Genomic DNA, 18,136 nt, shown 5'->3' on the forward strand with positions numbered 1-18,136 from the left:
AAAAAGAAATATCATGTTGAAAATAAAGATTCTAATAATCATATTTTGCTGTATCGGGGTGGTGAAAGCCCAAACCGTTATTCCTCCTTCATCAGAAACCCCTCCCGGATGGATTTATTACGATGGAGACGAGTTTAACGGAGATGTGATTGACTCCCGGTATTGGGGAATATATGGTTCCCAAAAAGTGGGGCGACCCACCTATAATCAGGAAAATAAAGCCATGCTTCAGACATACCGTCCGGAGCAGGTCTTTATCGAAACCCTTCCTACAGGAGAGAAGATTTGTCGAATTCGCTCATTCAAAAGTAAAGATGCGCCCAGTCCCGTTCATCCCAGTGTGAAGAGCAAGACCGGATGGTGGTCGGGAGCGCTGTCCAGCAGAGATTCCGATACGGAGAAATATTATCCTCTTTTCTGCCGCATAGAGATCAAAGCCAAAGTCCCATATCTATATGGGCTTTGGAATGCACTTTGGTTGAGGCATTATAAAGGAGCTGGAGTAGCCGAAATAGATATACTGGAGTTTTTTACCAAAGCTTTCGGGGAAAATCCTTATCCGGCCAAAGCGAATCAAACCTTGCATTTGTTCAATTCGGAAACGCAAAAGTTGGGAATCAATCTACCCAAAGGTCAGATACGATATACTGAAATCGGAGACGATAAGCCGGGAGATAATTTCCATGTATATGCGGTTCAGATAGATCCCGATCCTGTTGATAACAATCATGCCATCATTACGTTTCTGATAGATAATAAAGTCAATTACCAGATACATACCCGTACACAGTTGGGGGATGCATATACTGATTTTATCACTAAGGCTCGTAAAGAGAATCGGCTGGACAGAGTTTGGGATATTGCTATCACCGGGCAGGTAGGAGCATTTGACAAGTTGGATGTCGGCTATCCTGTGGAGGAATTGCAGCAATTTGATTTCGATATTGATTGGATAAGAGTTTATGTTCGCGATCCGCATACCCGGATCGTCGGAAATAGTAAACTACCTCATACTCCGGAAGCGGATTCATTTGTTAAAGATTTGCTCTCACGGATGACTGTGGAAGAGAAGATCGGCCAGTTATCCCAATACGTAGGCCGTACCCTTCTAACCGGTCCTGAATCAGAATATTTGAGCGATTCATTGATAGCACGCGGACTTGTAGGTTCTGTTTTGAATATATCCGGTGCAAAGACATTGCGTGATTTGCAGGAAAAGAATATGCGTTATTCCCGGATAAAGATACCGATTCTTTTTGGGATGGACGTGATTCATGGATATAAGACAATCTTTCCGACTCCTTTGGCGGAATCGTGTAGTTGGGATTTAGCAGCGATCGAACGAGCTGCCAAGATTGCTGCGATTGAATCCTCGGCAGCCGGACTACATTGGACGTTCGCTCCTATGGTCGACATCGCAAGAGACGCCCGTTGGGGCAGGGTAGTGGAAGGAGCAGGAGAAGACACCTACCTGGGAAGTGAAATAGCCAAAGCAAGAGTGAATGGTTTTCAGTGGAATCTTTGGGAGAATAATTCAGTATTGGCATGTGCAAAGCATTGGGTAGCTTACGGACTTCCCCAGGCGGGAAGAGATTATGCTCCGGTGGATATGTCGGAACGGACTTTGTTTGATACTTATCTACCTCCTTTTAAGGCTTGCATTGATGCGGGAGTACTTACTTTTATGAGTGCTTTCAATGATATAAATGGTATTCCTGCGTCCGCACATCCGTTCCTGCTCAAAGACTTATTGAGAGGGCAATGGAATTTCAATGGTTTTGTGGTAAGCGATTGGGAAGCAGTGAAGCAGCTGGTGGCGCAGGGAGTGGCGGAAGACGATAAAGACGCTACCCGTCTGGCTTTCAATTCCGGCATCGACATGGATATGACAGATGGGCTCTATAATAAATACATGAAAGAACTGATAGAAGCCGGTAAAATCAGTATGGAAGATGTCGACAATTCCGTCAGTCGGATTCTGCATATCAAATATGCTTTGGGACTGTTTGTTGATCCATATAAATTCTGTAATGAAGAATACGAATCGCAGACAATCATGAAAAAAGAATTTCTGGATGCAGCACTGGACATGGCTCATAAATCGGCTGTCCTGTTGAAGAATGACAATCATACATTACCGCTGGCAAAAAATGTCCGTTCCATTGCCGTGGTAGGTCCGCTGGCCGATAATCAGACCGAACTGCTGGGCTCGTGGAGAGCAAGAGGGGAAGATCGCCATGTGACGACTGTATTGCAGGGCATAAAGAACAAAATCGGCGGTAACAAAACGAAAGTTGGATATGCCCGTGGTTGCGATTTTGACGGAGAAGATAAGTCAGGATTCAAAGAAGCAGTGAAATTGGCTTCCAAAAGTGATATGGTGATTGCCGTTGTCGGTGAAAAAGCTTTGATGAGTGGCGAATCGAGAAGCCGTGCCCAACTGGATTTGCCGGGTGTGCAGGAAGAATTGATAAAAGAACTGGTTGCCACAGGGAAACCCGTTGTCGTCGTATTGATGAATGGGCGTCCGCTGTCTATCGAATGGGTGGACAAGAACGTATCGGCCATTCTCGAAACCTGGTTTTTAGGTACTTCTGCAGGAACCGCTATTGCTGATATACTGTTCGGTGATTATAATCCTTCCGGAAGATTGACCATTTCTTTTCCACGGGTAGAGGGACAAGTACCGGTTTACTATAACTATAAGAAATCCGGACGTCCGGGAGATATGCCCCATTCCTCAACCACCCGGCATATCGATGTTCCGAATGCTCCGCTCTATCCTTTTGGTTACGGTTTGAGTTATACCACATTCAGTTATTCAGTTCCGCAGAGCACCCAAAAAGAATATACGCGACAGGAGACCATCTCCGTTTCGGTGACAGTAACCAATACCGGAGACAGAGATGGCGAAGAGACTGTGCAACTGTATGTGAATGATAAAGTTGCTTCTGTTGTGCGTCCGGTAAAGGAGTTGAAGGCATTCAAGAAAATATTCCTGAAAGCGGGGGAGTCAAAGACCGTTCAGTTTGACATTTCTCCTTTAGCTTTAGGCTTTTATGATGCTGCCATGAACTATGTGGTAGAACCCGGTGAATTTGAAATTATGACCGGCTGCAACAGTAATGATTTACAAACCATATCGGTCAAACTAATAAATTAGAAGGAGGAACCGTTCTATGAGAAATTGGATAATTGTATTTTTTGTCATCTTTGCCGCTCGGCTTTCTGCACATGACGGTGACAGTATAAAGATCACACACGGTCCTTACCTGTGTGATATGAGTACCGACGGCGTGACAGTGGTATGGACTACAAACAAACCTGCTCTTTCGTGGGTGGAAGTGGCGCCTGCCGGTGAAGATCATTTCTATGGGAAGGAACGTCCGCGATATTACGATACGGAGTCCGGACGTAAGCGGGCCAATGATACAATCCACCGTGTACGCATCAAACATTTGGAACCCGGCAGGGAATACAGATACCGGATTTTTTCGAGAGAAGTTGTCTCCTGGCCTTCGAGTGACTGGGTAACTTATGGATTGATTGCTGCTTCAAATGTATACAAGCAAGAACCTTTCAGATTCAGAACTTTCGACGACCGGAAGAAAGAAATTTCCTTTCTGGTATTAAATGATATTCACGGGCGGAGTGACTATATGAAGTCTCTGTGTCGGGAAGTAGATTTCAAATCTCTTGATTTCGTTTTGCTTAATGGAGATATGTCGTCATGGGTAGAGGGGCAGGAGCAGATATGTAAAGATTATATTGATGCTTGTGTCGAATTGTTTGCGTCCGAAGTGCCTATTGTTTTCAATCGGGGAAACCATGAAACACGTGGAGTTTATTCCGATGCGTTGATAAAGTATTTTCCTACGTCTACCGGAACTTTTTATTATCGTTTCAACATAGGTAAGGTTTGTTTTCTTGTTCTTGATTCCGGTGAAGATAAGCCGGATTCGGATTTGGAGTATGCCGGTATTGCCGACTATGACAATTACCGAGAAGAAGAAACCCTATGGTTGCGGAGTGTGGTGGAAGAAAACGATTTTAAGCAATCATCCCTTCGGATCGCATTCCTGCACATCCCGCCGACGATAGGCAACTGGCATGGAAACTATCATTTGCAGCAAACCTTGTTGCCCGTTTTAAATACGGCTGGAATTGATCTGATGTTATCCGGACACACTCATAAATATTATTTCCGTGAATCAGAATCCGATAAAGCCAACTTTCCCATCCTTGTCAATGATAATAACAGCTATCTGCTTTGTAAGATAAAAGATGGAAAAATGGTGATTGATGTGGTAGGAGCGAATGGAAAAGACAAGAAGCAACATCAGTTTGATGTGAAATTTTAGTCAAATACCATTAGATTCCAATAGTATAGTTATTTATAATTTAATGTAATCATGAAGATGAAAACTATAATAAAATTATTATTTGTATTTTCGTTGCCATTTATTTTCTGTCGTTGTGCCGACGACGGGATACACTATGAACGGGAAATCAATGTTCCCGAAGGTATCTATCTGACGGGGAGTGCGTCCCAATTCTCGGTAGAGGCAATCAATGGTAAAATGAATGTGATAAAAGAGGGCACTTTGGTCGCATTGAACACATGGCTGACATCCAGCGGAGATTTTTATATCTCTTTAGTCGGACCGGATGGGCAACCAGTTTATTATGGGCAGGGAGCGCTTTTGCAAAACGACAACAGTGAGGTGTCAACTTATTCTTTGGCTCCTGGAACCGGCGGTTTCAGAGTAATGGAAGATGGATTGTATCAGCTAATTGTGAATCCTTTATTGAAACAGGTTAATATTGTTCCATTCAATTTCCGTTTGACGAGTAAATTCGAACTGACAGAAGACGGTGAAAACGAACTCTTTCTTCAAAAACCGTCTTACGACCATATTAACCATGTGGCTACCTGGGTGTCCAGTGGCGAGTTAGAAGTGATATTACCGGCAGAGTTTTCGTTTAATTATACCGATAATACATCTTTTGATGTGAAGGAAACAGATACGGAGAAATATACATTCTCTTCTATGTACACCGGAACGGGAGGAAGTATAAAAATGAATGTTTTAACTGAAGAATATGCCGAACTAACCAACCAGTCGCAAGTGCAGCTCAATCTTAAAAACAAAGGTGAGTATAAAGTAACGCTTCAATATGAAGTCTTGACAGGAAAATTCTTTGCGAAGATGACGGGCAATGAGATCATAGAACCCGAACCGGAGGGGTATCCGGAGAAACTATATATGATTGGAGATGAATTTGGAAACTGGAATTGGAATTCGACAAATGTGGTAGAGATGGCCCCTGTGGGACAGCTTGGCAATGGTGCATTCTGGACTATCAAGTATTTCAATGCTGGTCAGGGAATCAAATGGGCATCGGAAAAATCTGATGCGGAAAGTTTTGCCTCTTTGGGTACAAATGTCAATTATGTTGTAGGCAGTAACGGAAGAGCGACGGTAGAAACAAGCGGCCTGTATTTGGTATATGTAGATATGAACCGTAATCTCATAGCTTTTGAGAAACCTGTCGTCTATGGAATAGGTGAGTGCTTTGACGGACAGGAAGTATCGTTCGAGCTTTCCGGGCAGAAATTCTCTGCTGTCACTACTACAAAAGGTAACCTTCAGATGTATGCAACTTCCGACTATAACAATAGAGACTGGAACAGTATGGAATTCAACATCTATAATGGACAAATCTATTATCGTGGTGTAGGTGCTGTACTGGAATCGGTTCCTGTTACTTCTAATATACCAATAGAGCTTGATTTCTCCCAAGATAAAGGTAAAATCGCTGTAACTTTTGCCTCTCCGAGTGATGTCCCCTCAACAGCGAAAGCTATTTACATGGTTGGCGATGAATTTGGAAACATGAATTGGGGCTCGGATGGGGTTATCTCATTAGATAAGGTTTGGAACAGTGCCGACCGATGGATACATATTAATTATTTCAATGCCGGAACTAAACTTCGTTTCTCTACATCCAAGATATTTGGTGACGGAGAGTTTACCGGACTGACTAATAATGTGGGCTTCGAAATCTCTGACGAAGGGCTGGTGGTTATCCCCCAGAGTGGTACTTATATCATTTTCGTTGATTTAGGTTCGAAGACCATCTCCATCCAAAAGCCTGTAATCTATGGGTATGGAACGGCAGCCGGAGGAAACAACGAAAAGATCTTGCCTTTTACGGAAAGTAGCGACGGGAAAACATTCTCTGTTACTTTACCTAATGGAGGACGTTTCAGAATACATCCTTATATTCCTGCTTTTGATAATCTTAATCCTTCATTTGGTGCTTGGAAACGCGAATATGCTGTTAATCCGGAGACTCTTGAAATCTATTTGCGTAAAGAGGGCATGGATGAACCGAACAAAGATTATGTATGGGCTGCCAATACTATAATAACTCTTGATTTCAGGGCAGCGAAAGGAACGATAGTAGTTCCTTAGCCTGATCTGCTTCAATATTATATTCATTTTCTAACAGTTGTTTGCCGGATTTCCTTTTATCTGGCAAACAACTGTAATTTTTTTCATTCTATGATTAGCGTTTTTTACGTTTTAGCTATTTTCTACCCGGTTCATCAATTTTCCGGATATCTCATGCAGCTTCCTGTTGCGTTCCGGTTCCTGTTCTACCGTTTTTGCGTTCCATCAAGAAACAAAAAATCCAAATTTCGTTTGGAAATCAGGATTTTACAGCTTATTGCTTTTCTTCAAAGTGGTGCATCAGGAAAACTTTATAATGTATTCATTTATGCTGGAATGAATGGCATATATATGAAGAGAACGTCTTTAGGAAAATTTCCGAAGACGTTCTCTTCTATATTGCCGGCTTTTAAAAAGCTTCCAGCCTGTTTTCATCCAGCAGTTTTATAATATCCTTCTCTTTATAAAGTATCCTGCCTCCCAGCCGGTAATAGGGGATAAGCCCGGTTGTCCTGTGTTCAACCAGTGTCCGGCGTGTTATCTTCAGTGATTCGGACAGTTCAGCTTCGGTGATGTACCTGTCACCGTTCAGGACAGGTCTGTATCTGTCCGGTTCGCTTCTTAAGAGTTCAGTGATGTGTCCAATGTCCTGAAAGAACCGGATAATTTCCGGACTTTCCCTTGTCAGTAAGTCATGTGCCATATTTCTTTGTTTAATTGTTTCCTTTTTGTAACACTCCTTCCATGTATGTGACGATGTCTTTTTTCCGGTAATAGATTTTCCTGTCTATCCTGCTGTACGGGATTTTTCCCGTGCTGCGCAAAGTAAGCAACTTCCTTGGAGAGATATCCATCATAATGCATGCTTCCTGATTGTCCATCCATTCCGTCAGTCTTTCCTCCTGCCGTATTCCTCTTCCTGTCCGGATATCCCGGATGATTGAGCTTAACGCCTGCTTCATTTCTTCAAATGTTGCGGCTTCGATACTGATCACTTCCATAAGCTTTTGATTTTTTGTCCGATGTAAAGGTATACTGCCGGCATGTTTGTCTCCAAGTCTCTGACTACAGGTGTCAGCAGATGTCGTCAGATTTCACGGATAGCTGGTCAAATTGTAAGTCGTATTTACAAATTGTACCCGGACTTTACAACATCCGGGATTACATTTTACAGTGCTTTTTGTAATTTTTTATTTTATATTTCTTTGTGAATTAGAATGTTATGTAAAAAGATGGATTCGTTTTTTTGAATCCGGCATGTAATTTTCATTATAGTGTAATATACTCTTGTAGTGCGCACAGGAAGAGTATTCAGGTAATCACTTTTTAAAACAATGGAGGATATGCCATGATGTATATAGATAATGAGGTACTTGAGAAAATGATCATGACTATGGTGGAAGGTTTTAATCGCCTTGAAAAGAAACTTGACCGTATGAACCGCCTGAAAGACTGCCTGGACGGCGACACCTTGCTGGATAACTGTGACCTTGCGCAACTTCTGGGCGTGACGCAACGGACCATTGCCCGTTACCGTGAAAAGGGGCTTATCCGCTACTACCAGACGGACGAGAACGGGAAGAATTTTTATCGTAGTTCGGAAATACAGGATTTTTTGCGGCATAGGGGAAAGAAAAAATAGGATCAATTATTTATATTTGCGGGAACCTGTTATATTTTTGCAGCTTAAGGATTCGGTATGAAAAAAGAAAAAGATTTGTCTGTCGCGGTTTTGATTGACGGCGATAATGCTTCTTCCGAGAAGATGGAAGATGTGATGCGGTTCGTATCCCGCTATGGTGCTGCCGTTGTGAGACGTATATATGGTGACTGGACTAAAAAATCCCTTTCCGGTTGGAAGGATGCGGCAAGGGATTATTCGTTCAGGATGGTGCAGGCTTCCTCTTTTGTGCCGGGAAAGAATACGACGGATATCGCGTTGGTTATGGATGCGATGGACATCCTTCATGAGGGGCGGGTCGGTTGTTTTTGTCTGGTCGCCAGTGACGGGGATTATACCCTGCTGGCACAACGTATCAGGGAGAGTGGTCTGACGGTCCTCGGTTACGGGGAGGGAAAGACTCCGGTGGCACTGGTACGTTCCTGTACTGGGTTTCTGTTGGCTGACCGGAAGGAGGAGAAGCCTTTTCAGGAAAATACACCTGAATTTTTTATTCAAAGAGATATGGAATACTTTGACAAGGCTTTTGAACAGGCTGCTGACGGTAAGGCGGAGGTTAGCCTGTCTTTGATTGGAGGTGCGCTGAAGAAGCTGATGCCCAAATTCAAAGTGAAAAGGTATGGCTGCAGGACGCTCGGCAAATTGTATGAAAGGCTTGAGAAATACGAACTGGTTAAAACAGGAAAGGGTGTTGCCGGATTAGTGCGGATTAAGTCCTGAATCCGGTTCCGGTTTTATACGGATTGAAAAAAAATACCGATGCTTCCCTTGCCGCAGCAACTGTTGGCGGCAAGGGCGGCTGTCTGTTTCACATGGCTTATACCGGTATCGGATTAACCCGGAGTGTGTCCAGATTGATATATGCTCCCCGGTACAGGGTTCTTCCTTCCTTGAACATCCTCCATAGGATGTCACAGCCGACTTGTGCCAGTATGGAGTTGATGTACAGGTCCTGTCTTTCCAGTGCTTCCGCCAGTGAGCAGCTCGGTCCGGAGTCCTTCTCTTCTATTGTGGAATAGTTCACCTCCTCGGTGATGACATTCATTCCGGGTACCGGCATGAATTCTTTTGATGCCGGCTGCCGTATCTTGTTGCGGACAGTACCTATGAAGACTTGCCCGGTGGTTTGCGCATTCCCGAAATCCATCCAGTAATAAACCGCCCTTTCATTGTTTGCGGAGGTCTCCCTGTATTTTTTCAGGAATCTCCACAGTTCCAGTCGTGAGCGGGTATTGTCGGTGCAGGTGATGATGATATTCGCCGGTCTTGTCCTGTCATCCCCGTTTTCCTGTGTTTTCCGTACGGGATAGCGGCAGTTTTCCGCCGTCCATGTTGTTCCGAAAAAACGGTTGACGCGTGTGACGGCCGCTGTCGCCTTGCCTTGCCCCAGCTCCGTCTCACTGAAGAGCTGGCGTCCTATGTTGGCTTCCGTGATAATGTCGGGATCGAATACGGTGACGTGCAGTCCCGGATGTCCCAGTGCCTGCAACGCGACGTTCATGCGTGCCAGGTTGGTTATGACCTGTGATCCCGTGCCCCCTGCACCCGCAACATGGATGGTGACGGGATGGTAGGGTTTCAGCAGGTAGCTGTCCGTATAATGAATCTTTTTCATGTCAGTATGTCTTTAAGTTTCTTCCTGGATTGTTGTAACTCGCTGTAATCAAACGGATTGTTCCGTGCATGTTCCGTTACTGACACCAGATTGCTGCGGGTCGGGTTCCTGCCGCCTCCCAAATGTGAGAACTCGCTCATCCAGAAACGCTTTTCCCAGTATTCCTGAAATTCATGAAAATTCATGTCCTGCGGTTTTTTTACTGACGAGCTGCCCAGGCAGACGTTCGCCCCGGTTACATTGAAGAACGGCGCCAGATACAGTTCTGTCCGCTCTTCGGGGATTGCTCCCTTGAAGGCGTGTATGTCCATGCATTCCCGTTCCACCACGTAGATGATGCCCGGCACGTTGAATGTCCCGTCTGTAATGTGCAGCCCGTCCTGGAAGTACATTTTTCTCTTCTGCGGCGGATTGTACCATATGTACCTTTCGCGCCCTTTTCTGGGGTCGCACAGGAGCATGTTCCCGGGGATGCGTCCGTGCGGGATTCCGCTCATGCTTTCCGTGTATGATTCCACCAGTGAGTTCATGAACTCATAGGTTACCGGAATGCCGGCCCCCATCCGTCCTTTTTCATTGACGGGCCTGAGTTCGAGATAACTTCGCGGGGTTGAGTAATCTGTCGTTTCGCATTCATAGGCGACAAGTACCGCTTTGGGATGCATGATTTGCTGCATCTGTTTTGTCAGTTCATTCATTTTCCTGTTTTATTAGAAGTTGTTTGTAATGAGTTTGATAAAGCGTGTGAGCCATTGGGAGAACCGCTCCGGAAAGTCCTCCATGGAGAAAGGCTTTTCCGTGTCCGGTGTCAGGTGGAATGTCGTGACGGGTGTGATCACATATGATTCCTGATAGTCCGAGTTGAAATAGCTTTCCATTTCGTCGTTCATGGCGTCCTTTACCGACCAGGTGACCATTATCTGCGTATCCAGTCCCACCGGCCTGAAATCTGCTGCCTCCTCGTATGCCCAGTCGTAGGAGTATTGCATGATGCTCGGGCTGCCGTGTGAAATGTATGCCGTACCTTCCGTGAGCAGTTCCAGCAATGCCCGCTCATTGTTCTTCTTCGTATGATATTTCCGTATTTCCCCCTCCAGGTCCGCAAGAAATCCCTTTGAATTGCCCATTCTCTCCAGTATACGGTGCGCCTTCCCTTTTTCATACAGTCTGGCAAGTGCGGCCTTGCGTCTGATCTCTCCTGCCGTCGCCTCTTCGTCGTAGAGCCTGTAGTCTTCCAGGTAATCGTGTGCCATTTCGTAGTAGCTGGTATCCGTGCTTTTGGGTATGCCATGGTGCCGGGCGAGCTGCCGGATAAATTCCAGTGCTATCTTTCCGAGTTTCTCCGGCAGTCTCTCCGTGAATTCCAGCGGTATCCAGAACAGTTTATACTCCGGCCACTCATGGAACCGGTAGAGGCAGAAGTACAACTTTCCGTTCTCCTCTTCCAGATTGACATGCTCCGGGAGCATGGTGTCCATTGCCCGGTACAGTTTGACGATGTTCATCCTCGGTGATTTCCCGGTCGGACGGAAAGGAAGCCTGAGGCCGACAAGTGCGCTGTATCTGAGTGCCGATCGGTACAGGAAATAAAAATTCTCCCTTGTCGTAAGATTGATTTTCTCTCCCGCGCGGATCTCCATACAGTAATCGGGGGTAACGGGGAGAATTCTCCCCGTTAGAAAATCATTACGGTTCCTGCCGGCGGCAGCCTTCTTTTCTTTCTGCTGCCGGTTCCCCGGCTGATGTCTGTGCATCCGGCCTCGCTGATAATAAGTCGTGCCAGGTCTTCCGTTTGTAGTTCCGATAACTGTCTGCATGTTGTCTCCTCCTTTTTCTTAGGGTTTGTTTTCTTTGCTATGGCTTATCCTTTCGTTCCTATGGTGGTTTTGAACCGGTATACCGCGCGGTCCTCTTCGAGTTCCGGCCCGTGCAGGGTTGCCGTGGTCAGTTCCGGATAGTTCATGGAATAGAAGTCCGTCACTTCGGAAAGGGACATTCTGCTGTCCGGATCTTCCAGTGTCAGGGTGTCATTTCCTTTTTTCAGGATGAATACTCTTTTGAGTCCTTTGATATCAAGTGCCATATTATTTAAAGTTTTAATGGTTTAACAACATATAAGCTCCGCCTGTGTCTCGTCCTTCATGCGGCATTCCTGCGGGAAGTCTATGTATTCCGCATACGGGTCTGCACGCAACAGTTCCCTGTCACTTTCATCGTCCTTGTCAAAAGTGAGCGCTTCTGCGGCCGGTTGTGGCGGTGACTGGTATTCCCTGCCCGTATTTTCCCGGGTTGTCTGTATGACGGTTGCCTGCGGCTGCAGGGGGACGGGTTGCGGCTGTTGCCATGGTTGTGCCTGGGGGGACTGTCCGCCGGGCTGGAGGAAGTATGTTTGGGGCTGTTCCGCTGTTTGTTGCGGACTGCCGTTTGCGGGATTCCGGCAGTATCCTTCGTACATTGGCTGTGGTTGCGGTGTTCCCGGATAATATTGTGGTACGGGCTGCGGCTGTACTATCTGCGGCCGGGGCACCGGTTGTTGTACCGGTTGCGGGATTGCCTGCTGTACAGGCTGTTGTGGCGGTTGTGACGTGAACATCCGCATTTGTCCGTCAGGTCGGTTACCGTTCGCCGTACCGTTTGCGGGCGGCTGTTGTGGAAGCGGCTGTGTGTCCATTTCAGGAAACAGGCAGCCCTGTGACGACTCCTTCTGCACTTCCTGTATCCTTGCCTCTATCTGTTTCTGCCTGTCCGTATCTGCGAGTACCTTGGCCTGCCTGAAGCAGGTTGTCGCTTCCGAGTATCTTCCTGCCGTGAACGCCTCCTCCGCACGTTTGAGGAGTTTTTCCATCTTTTCCTGTTTTTCACGTGCCTCTTTTGTCTTCTTGTCGTTGGTGGTTCCGGCCGCCTTGCCTTGTGTTGCGGCGAGCCGTGCCTGTTGCTCGAAGGTTTCAAGGTTGGTGAGGATTCCCTGCGCTTTCTGCAGCGGTGTGGTGATGATCTGCAGGAATTGTCCGTCCAGTTCCATGGGGGTACCGTTGAGTATGAGCGGCACGATGGCCTGTCCAGCTTCATCCTTGAGTGTTGTACGTCTGGGCATTACCGCTACGGACAGTTTTCCGTCCGTTCTCCTGATGTTGATGTTCAGGTCTGTGCCTGCCGACATCATCTGATAAATTGATTGGAAAAACATAATGGTTGTTTTTTATTGTTATACATAGGTTTCCTTGAGATATGTCTTCAGAATTTCGTCTCTGTCCGGTCGCTTCGTGATGTCAAGCAGTGGCTTGAGATAATACCCGATATTTCTGGGCTCATCAACCGTATTGGGAAATCTTCTCTTTGCAGGCCTGATGCTTCGCGTTGTCGGCCACAGTGCGGGTGCGACCGGAGCTGACGGGGTGAATTTTCTTGTTTCCATTTCATTTGTAGTTTAAGGGTTTATAATAACATTCCGATAAGGATCAGAATGGTGAGAATTGTCGCCAGGAACGGGAGGAGTTTTAGCAAAATACGGATTATGCCTTCCGCCATTGTCAGTAACAGGATGGTATGTACCGGAATTATGCCTTTACGGCATAGCAGGATTATTACTGCGGCTGCCAGCAGTGTGACCGCCGGCTTGCAGATGCTTGCGATGGATTTCTGTTTCATGTCCTTGTTGTTTTTATGAGTGTATGATTATCTCTTCGGGATCTGTTTTCCCGATTTTACAGGCCTTCGTTTCCCGGATTGCCCTTTTGTGTCAAGGCTTGGCGAAAGAAAATACCGGAGCACAGCGAGGATGATTTTCTTTCAGCCGACCGGCCCGCAGGGCTGCCTTGACACGAATACGGGGTAATCCGGTACCTTTGCCGCCTAAAAGCGGCATAACAGATGTCTGATAAATAAAAAATGCAGACTTTTCAGCCTGCATTTCCCGTTCCTATATATAGCTTCTATCTTTCACATTTCCGGAAGATATCTTCCGTTACCTCTCCCGAGAGTTTGAGTACCCCCTTCATGAATTCTTCCTGTGTAAGTTTTCCTCTTTCCATTCGTGCCAGTTGCGCCTCCCACCCCGAAGTCAGTGCGGCTCCCGCTATTTTCATGTTCCGTACCGTCTCATATATGTAAAGTCCCTTTCGTGTGGGGATGATGTATTTGCCTGAATAACGTACATATTTGCGGTCAATCAGGGTCTGCAGGATTCCTGTACGCGTGGCCGCCGTTCCCAGTCCGGCAGTGTCCATGTAGGTGATCAGTTCCGCGTCGGTATATGCGGATACGGGCAGGTCCTTCCTGTGTATCAGGCTGCATCCGGTAACAGCGGCCGTCTCCCCGTTTTCCAGTTGTGGGATGGGGGAGAAGCCGTATTCCCTTCCTGCAATGACGCTTTCCCTTTCGAATATGCCGAACCATCCCTTTTCAATGATGCGGCAGGCATGACACCGGAAATTTCGTGCGGCACATACGGCATCCACAGTGGTGTATTCCGCCCTGCATACGGGCATGAAGGCTTCCAGCATCCGTCCGATAATCATCATGTAAAGTTGCATCTCCTCCCGGTTTAATCCTTCCGGATATGTATCGGTAATGATGATGGCGTGGTGTTCCGCCGCTTGTCCTTCGTCGACTACCTTGTCCGGCAGGTCGAATATGTTGATCCCCATGCTTCTGACATACGGTCGGAATTCCTTCCTGTTCAGGATTTTCTCCATGATACGGGGCAGTTTGTCGTAAACGTCCCGTGGAAGGAAACGTCCGGCAGTTCGCGGATAGGAAATCAGTTTCTTCTCATAAAGTTTCTGTGCGATTTCAAGCGATTTTCCGGCAGTCATTCCGTAATAGTTGTTGGCGTCTTTCTGGAGTTCGGTCAGGTTGTAGAGGGCTGGAGGCTCTATCTCCCTGACCTGTCTGCTGACAGCGGTGACGCGTGCATGTCCGGCCAGTTTGCAGTCACTGTAAAGCCGTGCAGCCGCCTCCCGGTCTGTGAATTCTTCCGTACAGCGCATTTTGAGCAGGGTGTTATTTTTGCACAGGCTGATAAAAACCGGAAAGGTGTCCGTGGCAATGTGGTTCTCACGTTCACGGTAACGGCTGCTTATGGCTGCCAGTACGGGCGTCTGCACCCGTCCCAGTGAGTTGTTTCCCGTTCCGGTCGCCTGGCAGAGGGCATAGCTGGCGTTGAGTCCCAGTACCCAGTCCGCCTTGTTGCGGCTGTCCGCTGCCAGAAACATGCGGTCATACAGGCTGCCGGGCCTGAGGTTGCCCATTTCCTCCAGCACGGCTTCGTCCGTAAGTGACGAGTTCCATAGACGACGGTAGGGTTTCCTGCATTCCAAATACTGGTAAAGGTACCTGAACACCATTTCTCCCTCCCGGGAGGCGTCGGTGGCCGCAATAATGCTCTCGCAGGCGGCGAATACTTTCTCGATCACTTTCAGCTGGAGGACTGCGTTGATGTCCGGTATCCATCCCGTATCGGTCTTGATGTGTTTTACCATCAGTCTGAAGGGGGCGGGATTTATCGGGAAGTCCCCGCGTTCCGGGCGGTCCATCCCGTAATCCTTCGGCATGGCCAGCGAAAGCATGTTGCCGAAGGTCCATGTCACCATGTACCCGTTCCCGCTCATGTATCCGTCCTCTCTGGTATGTGCTCCCAGAATTCTTGCTATCTCTTTTCCCACATTGGGCTTGTCTGTCAATATCGCAATCATGTTCTTTTTCCATTTGATGTTCCCCGTACCTTCGCAATAAAACCGGTACGGGGAAATTGTGTATACTTTTGATTCTGTCTGTATGGGGCAGGGATTATCCGCCGGCTTCGCTTTCCGCTTCGGGACTGATCCCGTTGATTTCCATTACCGGCTTTCCGTCCGTCCCCACCGTGATCCTGAGGGTGGCGTCCATTGTTAAGCGGAGTGCGGAAGTGCGGATTTTCAATGGGACGGTTTCCGTTTCCTCCCCTTGCAGGAGCAGTTCCATGTCCCCGCTTTTTTCCAGTTCTTCTTTGTGGATACCGATGGTCTCCAGTTCTTTCCAGTCAAGGTCTTCCTTTCTGAATATCCGGTTGTCATTCTGATTCATGTCTTTTTTTCTGATGAATGGTTAATGATTCTTTTTTGTATTCTTTTTATACGGCCTGTCTGCTTCCTTTTTTCTGTTCCTGCTGCCGGTTTTGCGTGTCGTCCACCTGTGCGGCACGCCGGGCCGTATTGCGGCGTATGTCGGGATTTTCCTGGAAGTATTGCAGCTGTCCGGAATTTGCGTTCACTTTCAGGTAGGAACTGAATGTCTTGTTGTTGGCGCTTTTCAGGTCCGATACGAGTATGGCTTTTCCGTCCTGCAGGTTGGCCCGTTCCTGTGCCGTGAATACATGCCCGTATACTTCCGCCGGAACGACCGGCACCTGGCGCTCGCTGAAACCGTCCGGTGTACGTGAGTATTGCGGCCTGCCCGTATTCATGTCCAGTTTGACGAAGGAGGAGAACTCTTCCCCCTTGCGGTTGATCATGTTTTCAAGGAAGACGGGTTGTCCCTTGCGCAGCGCCTCCTTGTCCTCGGGAGTCAGTAGCACGTTGCAGATTTCCTTCGGGATGTATATTTCCCCGTTCTCCGGATTATGTCGTGTATATTGCGGTCGGCCGGTCACCTTGTCCAGCGTGACGAAAGAGGAGAACAGCGCTCCGTCGGTGCGTTTCATATCCTCTACAAGGATGGTATGTCCTTCGCTGAGCATTTTGATCTGGTTGGGTGAAAGTTGTACGCCTCCCAGGCTCTGCTGGTTGAACCCCTTGCTTTCCGGATAGATGAATTCCAGTCCTCTGCGTTCCGCGCTGTATTGGAGTGTGGCGTCGAACGGCTTTCCGTTTTTTGAGGTCATTCCGTCCACATATACCGGTTGTCCTTCCTTCAGCGCGTTTATTTCATCCGCTGTCAGTCTGATGCCTTTCACTTCACTTGGTATGTACACGTTTTCCTGCCGTACGGCAACCAGCTCGTTGGTATTCTTGTCAATGGAGATGAGACAGGGTGTATAGGAACCCCCGTTCAAGTTCAGTTCCGCCACGCGTCCCATGTTTCCTGTCTCACGGAGGTTCTTCTTGTCCTCTTCCGTGAAGATGTGCCCGAAATAGGGCCTTTCCAGCTCCGGTTCCTTGCGGATGCCGTGGATACCCAGACCGATCTGCCCGTCCGGCATGGTGATGAATGAGAGGCGTGCGTCCAGTTTGACCCTGGCACCTGTCAGCGTCAGTGTCAGGGGAACCAGTTTGTTGGTTTTGTATCCTTTCAGCATGGAATCCAGCAGTCCCTGTTGTTCGAGGGAAGTTTTGGAGACGCCCATCTTTTCCAGTGCGTCCCAGTTTACCATGTTCTCGTCATAACGGTAGCGTGGTGCCTGCTGTTCCTGCGGCTGTTCTGTTGAAACTGTCGGTTGTGGTGCCTGTTCCTGTGGGTTTGTTTTTTGTTTCTTTGCCATTGTTTCTGTTTCTTTTTCGTTCTTACTCTGTTCCTTGTTTTCTCTTGGTCGGATTTCGTAGCGTTTGAGGAACTCTTTTACTGCGTCCGTTTCCTTGCCTTGTGACAAATCCCTGATTGCCTGCTTATTCTGCTTGTAATCATGGACGGTCATTCGTATGAGCCGGAAATGTGTAGGTTCCTTGAGCTGGCTCCAGAAGTTCCTGATGAAGTTTTCGAGGATACTGGAGTTTTTCTCGAATTTCAGAAAGGAGTTTTCGTTCTTTTCTTCGGCAGGAACCGTTTGAGCTTTTCCTTCTCCGTCAATTTCGCTGACGGCTTGCACACCGGCTTTGGGGTCCTCCTTGTTGTGGACAAACAGTAGTTCGTTGATTTGTTCCACATAGGGCTTTTCTTTGGCGGATTTCTGCGTTTTACGTGTCCGCTTCGGTTTTTCTTTCACTTCTTTTTCTTGTGCCATGATCCATCATTTTGAGATTAATGTTTTCGTTTGACAGCTCAAAAATAATGGCTGAAATTGAATAAAATGCTGATTCTCAAAATGGTGACATCACGTGTCGTTAGATGTCAGCAGATGTCAATCAAAGGGAAAAGATGATGGTGGAAAAAGGGAATAAGGAAGAAAAAAATATACAAGCCGGTTAATAAGGTGAGAGAAATTTATGTAGAACAGAGAGAGCAGGAGTCCCTGTCTTTATTGGGGACAGTTTTTCTTTAATTATGAATTTACTGTGGGAACTGTGTCGTTTGTGTAATATTGTAGAGATGTTGGTAAAAAGAAAGGGAATGGTGGAAATGTGATCTATGCGTCACGTCGGTCGCAGTTAGTCCCTATAATCCTTTCATTAAATCAAAAACGTGGTCGGAACGTTTTTTTCAAAGGAATTTTCTCCGACGAAGTCGCGAAGAAAACTTCTTTGAAAAACG

The 18,136-nt window shown here is 47.0% G+C and carries 18 protein-coding genes; 5 read left to right on the forward strand and 13 right to left on the reverse strand.

Features of this window, described 5'->3' with window-relative positions; genetic code table 11:
• The first annotated feature begins 13 nt into the window (after positions 1 to 13).
• From AB5443_RS19480 to AB5443_RS19490, 3 genes are read left to right on the forward strand one after another with little or no spacing between them, the layout of a single operon-like run.
• Positions 14 to 3,163 carry a glycoside hydrolase family 3 N-terminal domain-containing protein gene (locus AB5443_RS19480; RefSeq protein ID WP_368114187.1) on the forward strand — a complete coding sequence of 1,050 codons (3,150 nt, stop codon included), beginning with the start codon at positions 14 to 16 and terminating at the stop codon, positions 3,161 to 3,163.
• A gap of 16 nt (positions 3,164 to 3,179) precedes the next feature.
• Positions 3,180 to 4,361, forward strand: coding sequence for a metallophosphoesterase (locus AB5443_RS19485; protein ID WP_368114188.1), 1,182 nt, complete (start codon positions 3,180 to 3,182; stop codon positions 4,359 to 4,361).
• Between the two features lie 57 nt (positions 4,362 to 4,418).
• Positions 4,419 to 6,479: a SusF/SusE family outer membrane protein gene (locus AB5443_RS19490; RefSeq protein ID WP_368114189.1), complete on the forward strand. Its 2,061-nt coding sequence runs from the start codon at positions 4,419 to 4,421 to the stop codon at positions 6,477 to 6,479.
• A 388-nt stretch (positions 6,480 to 6,867) separates the two neighbouring features.
• On the opposite strand, the gene AB5443_RS19495 is transcribed toward AB5443_RS19490, so the two are convergent.
• Positions 6,868 to 7,161: a helix-turn-helix domain-containing protein gene (locus tag AB5443_RS19495; RefSeq protein ID WP_004323236.1), complete on the reverse strand. Its 294-nt coding sequence runs from the start codon at positions 7,159 to 7,161 to the stop codon at positions 6,868 to 6,870.
• Between the two features lie 10 nt (positions 7,162 to 7,171).
• Positions 7,172 to 7,459, reverse strand: coding sequence for a helix-turn-helix domain-containing protein (locus AB5443_RS19500; protein ID WP_011108428.1), 288 nt, complete (start codon positions 7,457 to 7,459; stop codon positions 7,172 to 7,174).
• A gap of 347 nt (positions 7,460 to 7,806) precedes the next feature.
• Between AB5443_RS19500 and AB5443_RS19505 the strand changes: the two genes are divergently transcribed.
• Both AB5443_RS19505 and AB5443_RS19510 read left to right on the forward strand, forming a co-directional pair.
• Positions 7,807 to 8,100 (forward strand): helix-turn-helix domain-containing protein, encoded by a 294-nt coding sequence (locus AB5443_RS19505; protein ID WP_004323231.1) that lies wholly within the window; start codon positions 7,807 to 7,809, stop codon positions 8,098 to 8,100.
• A 57-nt stretch (positions 8,101 to 8,157) separates the two neighbouring features.
• A complete protein-coding gene (locus AB5443_RS19510) occupies positions 8,158 to 8,859 on the forward strand; it encodes an NYN domain-containing protein (RefSeq protein ID WP_368114190.1) in 702 nt (233 codons plus the stop codon).
• Between the two features lie 97 nt (positions 8,860 to 8,956).
• Here AB5443_RS19510 and AB5443_RS19515 read toward each other — a convergent pair whose 3' ends face one another.
• From AB5443_RS19515 to AB5443_RS19565, 11 genes are all read right to left on the reverse strand, one after another.
• On the reverse strand, positions 8,957 to 9,754 hold the full coding sequence (locus AB5443_RS19515; protein WP_368114191.1) for a PRTRC system ThiF family protein: 798 nt from the start codon (positions 9,752 to 9,754) through the stop codon (positions 8,957 to 8,959).
• Entirely contained in the window at positions 9,751 to 10,452 is a 702-nt protein-coding gene (locus tag AB5443_RS19520) for a prokaryotic E2 ligase family D protein (protein WP_368114192.1), read from the reverse strand. Before AB5443_RS19520 ends, AB5443_RS19515 begins: the two co-directional genes overlap by 4 nt.
• 12 nt (positions 10,453 to 10,464) lie before the next feature.
• Positions 10,465 to 11,571 carry a hypothetical protein gene (locus AB5443_RS19525; protein WP_368114193.1) on the reverse strand — a complete coding sequence of 369 codons (1,107 nt, stop codon included), beginning with the start codon at positions 11,569 to 11,571 and terminating at the stop codon, positions 10,465 to 10,467.
• 44 nt (positions 11,572 to 11,615) lie between these two features.
• Complete coding sequence (locus AB5443_RS19530; RefSeq protein ID WP_004323222.1) at positions 11,616 to 11,837, reverse strand: PRTRC system protein C; 222 nt, start codon at positions 11,835 to 11,837, stop codon at positions 11,616 to 11,618.
• Positions 11,838 to 11,858: 21 nt separating this feature from the next.
• A complete protein-coding gene (locus tag AB5443_RS19535) occupies positions 11,859 to 12,941 on the reverse strand; it encodes a PRTRC system protein E (protein WP_368114194.1) in 1,083 nt (360 codons plus the stop codon).
• 18 nt (positions 12,942 to 12,959) lie between these two features.
• Positions 12,960 to 13,169, reverse strand: a complete 210-nt coding sequence (locus AB5443_RS19540) for a hypothetical protein (protein WP_004323219.1) — start codon at positions 13,167 to 13,169, stop codon at positions 12,960 to 12,962.
• A 20-nt stretch (positions 13,170 to 13,189) separates the two neighbouring features.
• Positions 13,190 to 13,402, reverse strand: a complete 213-nt coding sequence (locus AB5443_RS19545; protein ID WP_118220183.1) for a hypothetical protein — start codon at positions 13,400 to 13,402, stop codon at positions 13,190 to 13,192.
• Between the two features lie 91 nt (positions 13,403 to 13,493).
• The gene (locus AB5443_RS19550) at positions 13,494 to 13,664 is read right to left on the reverse strand and encodes a hypothetical protein (protein ID WP_215708346.1); all 171 of its coding nucleotides are present in this window, start codon (positions 13,662 to 13,664) and stop codon (positions 13,494 to 13,496) included.
• Between the two features lie 22 nt (positions 13,665 to 13,686).
• Entirely contained in the window at positions 13,687 to 15,447 is a 1,761-nt protein-coding gene (locus AB5443_RS19555; protein WP_004323216.1) for a DNA topoisomerase, read from the reverse strand.
• A gap of 94 nt (positions 15,448 to 15,541) precedes the next feature.
• Positions 15,542 to 15,817 (reverse strand): DUF4099 domain-containing protein, encoded by a 276-nt coding sequence (locus AB5443_RS19560; RefSeq protein ID WP_004323215.1) that lies wholly within the window; start codon positions 15,815 to 15,817, stop codon positions 15,542 to 15,544.
• A 46-nt stretch (positions 15,818 to 15,863) separates the two neighbouring features.
• Positions 15,864 to 17,669, reverse strand: coding sequence for a DUF3945 domain-containing protein (locus AB5443_RS19565; protein WP_368114195.1), 1,806 nt, complete (start codon positions 17,667 to 17,669; stop codon positions 15,864 to 15,866).
• Positions 17,670 to 18,136 lie beyond the last annotated feature (467 nt).

The organism is Bacteroides sp. RTP21281st1_H5_RTP21281_210402, assembly GCF_040918965.1.
GTDB lineage: Bacteria > Bacteroidota > Bacteroidia > Bacteroidales > Bacteroidaceae > Bacteroides > Bacteroides congonensis.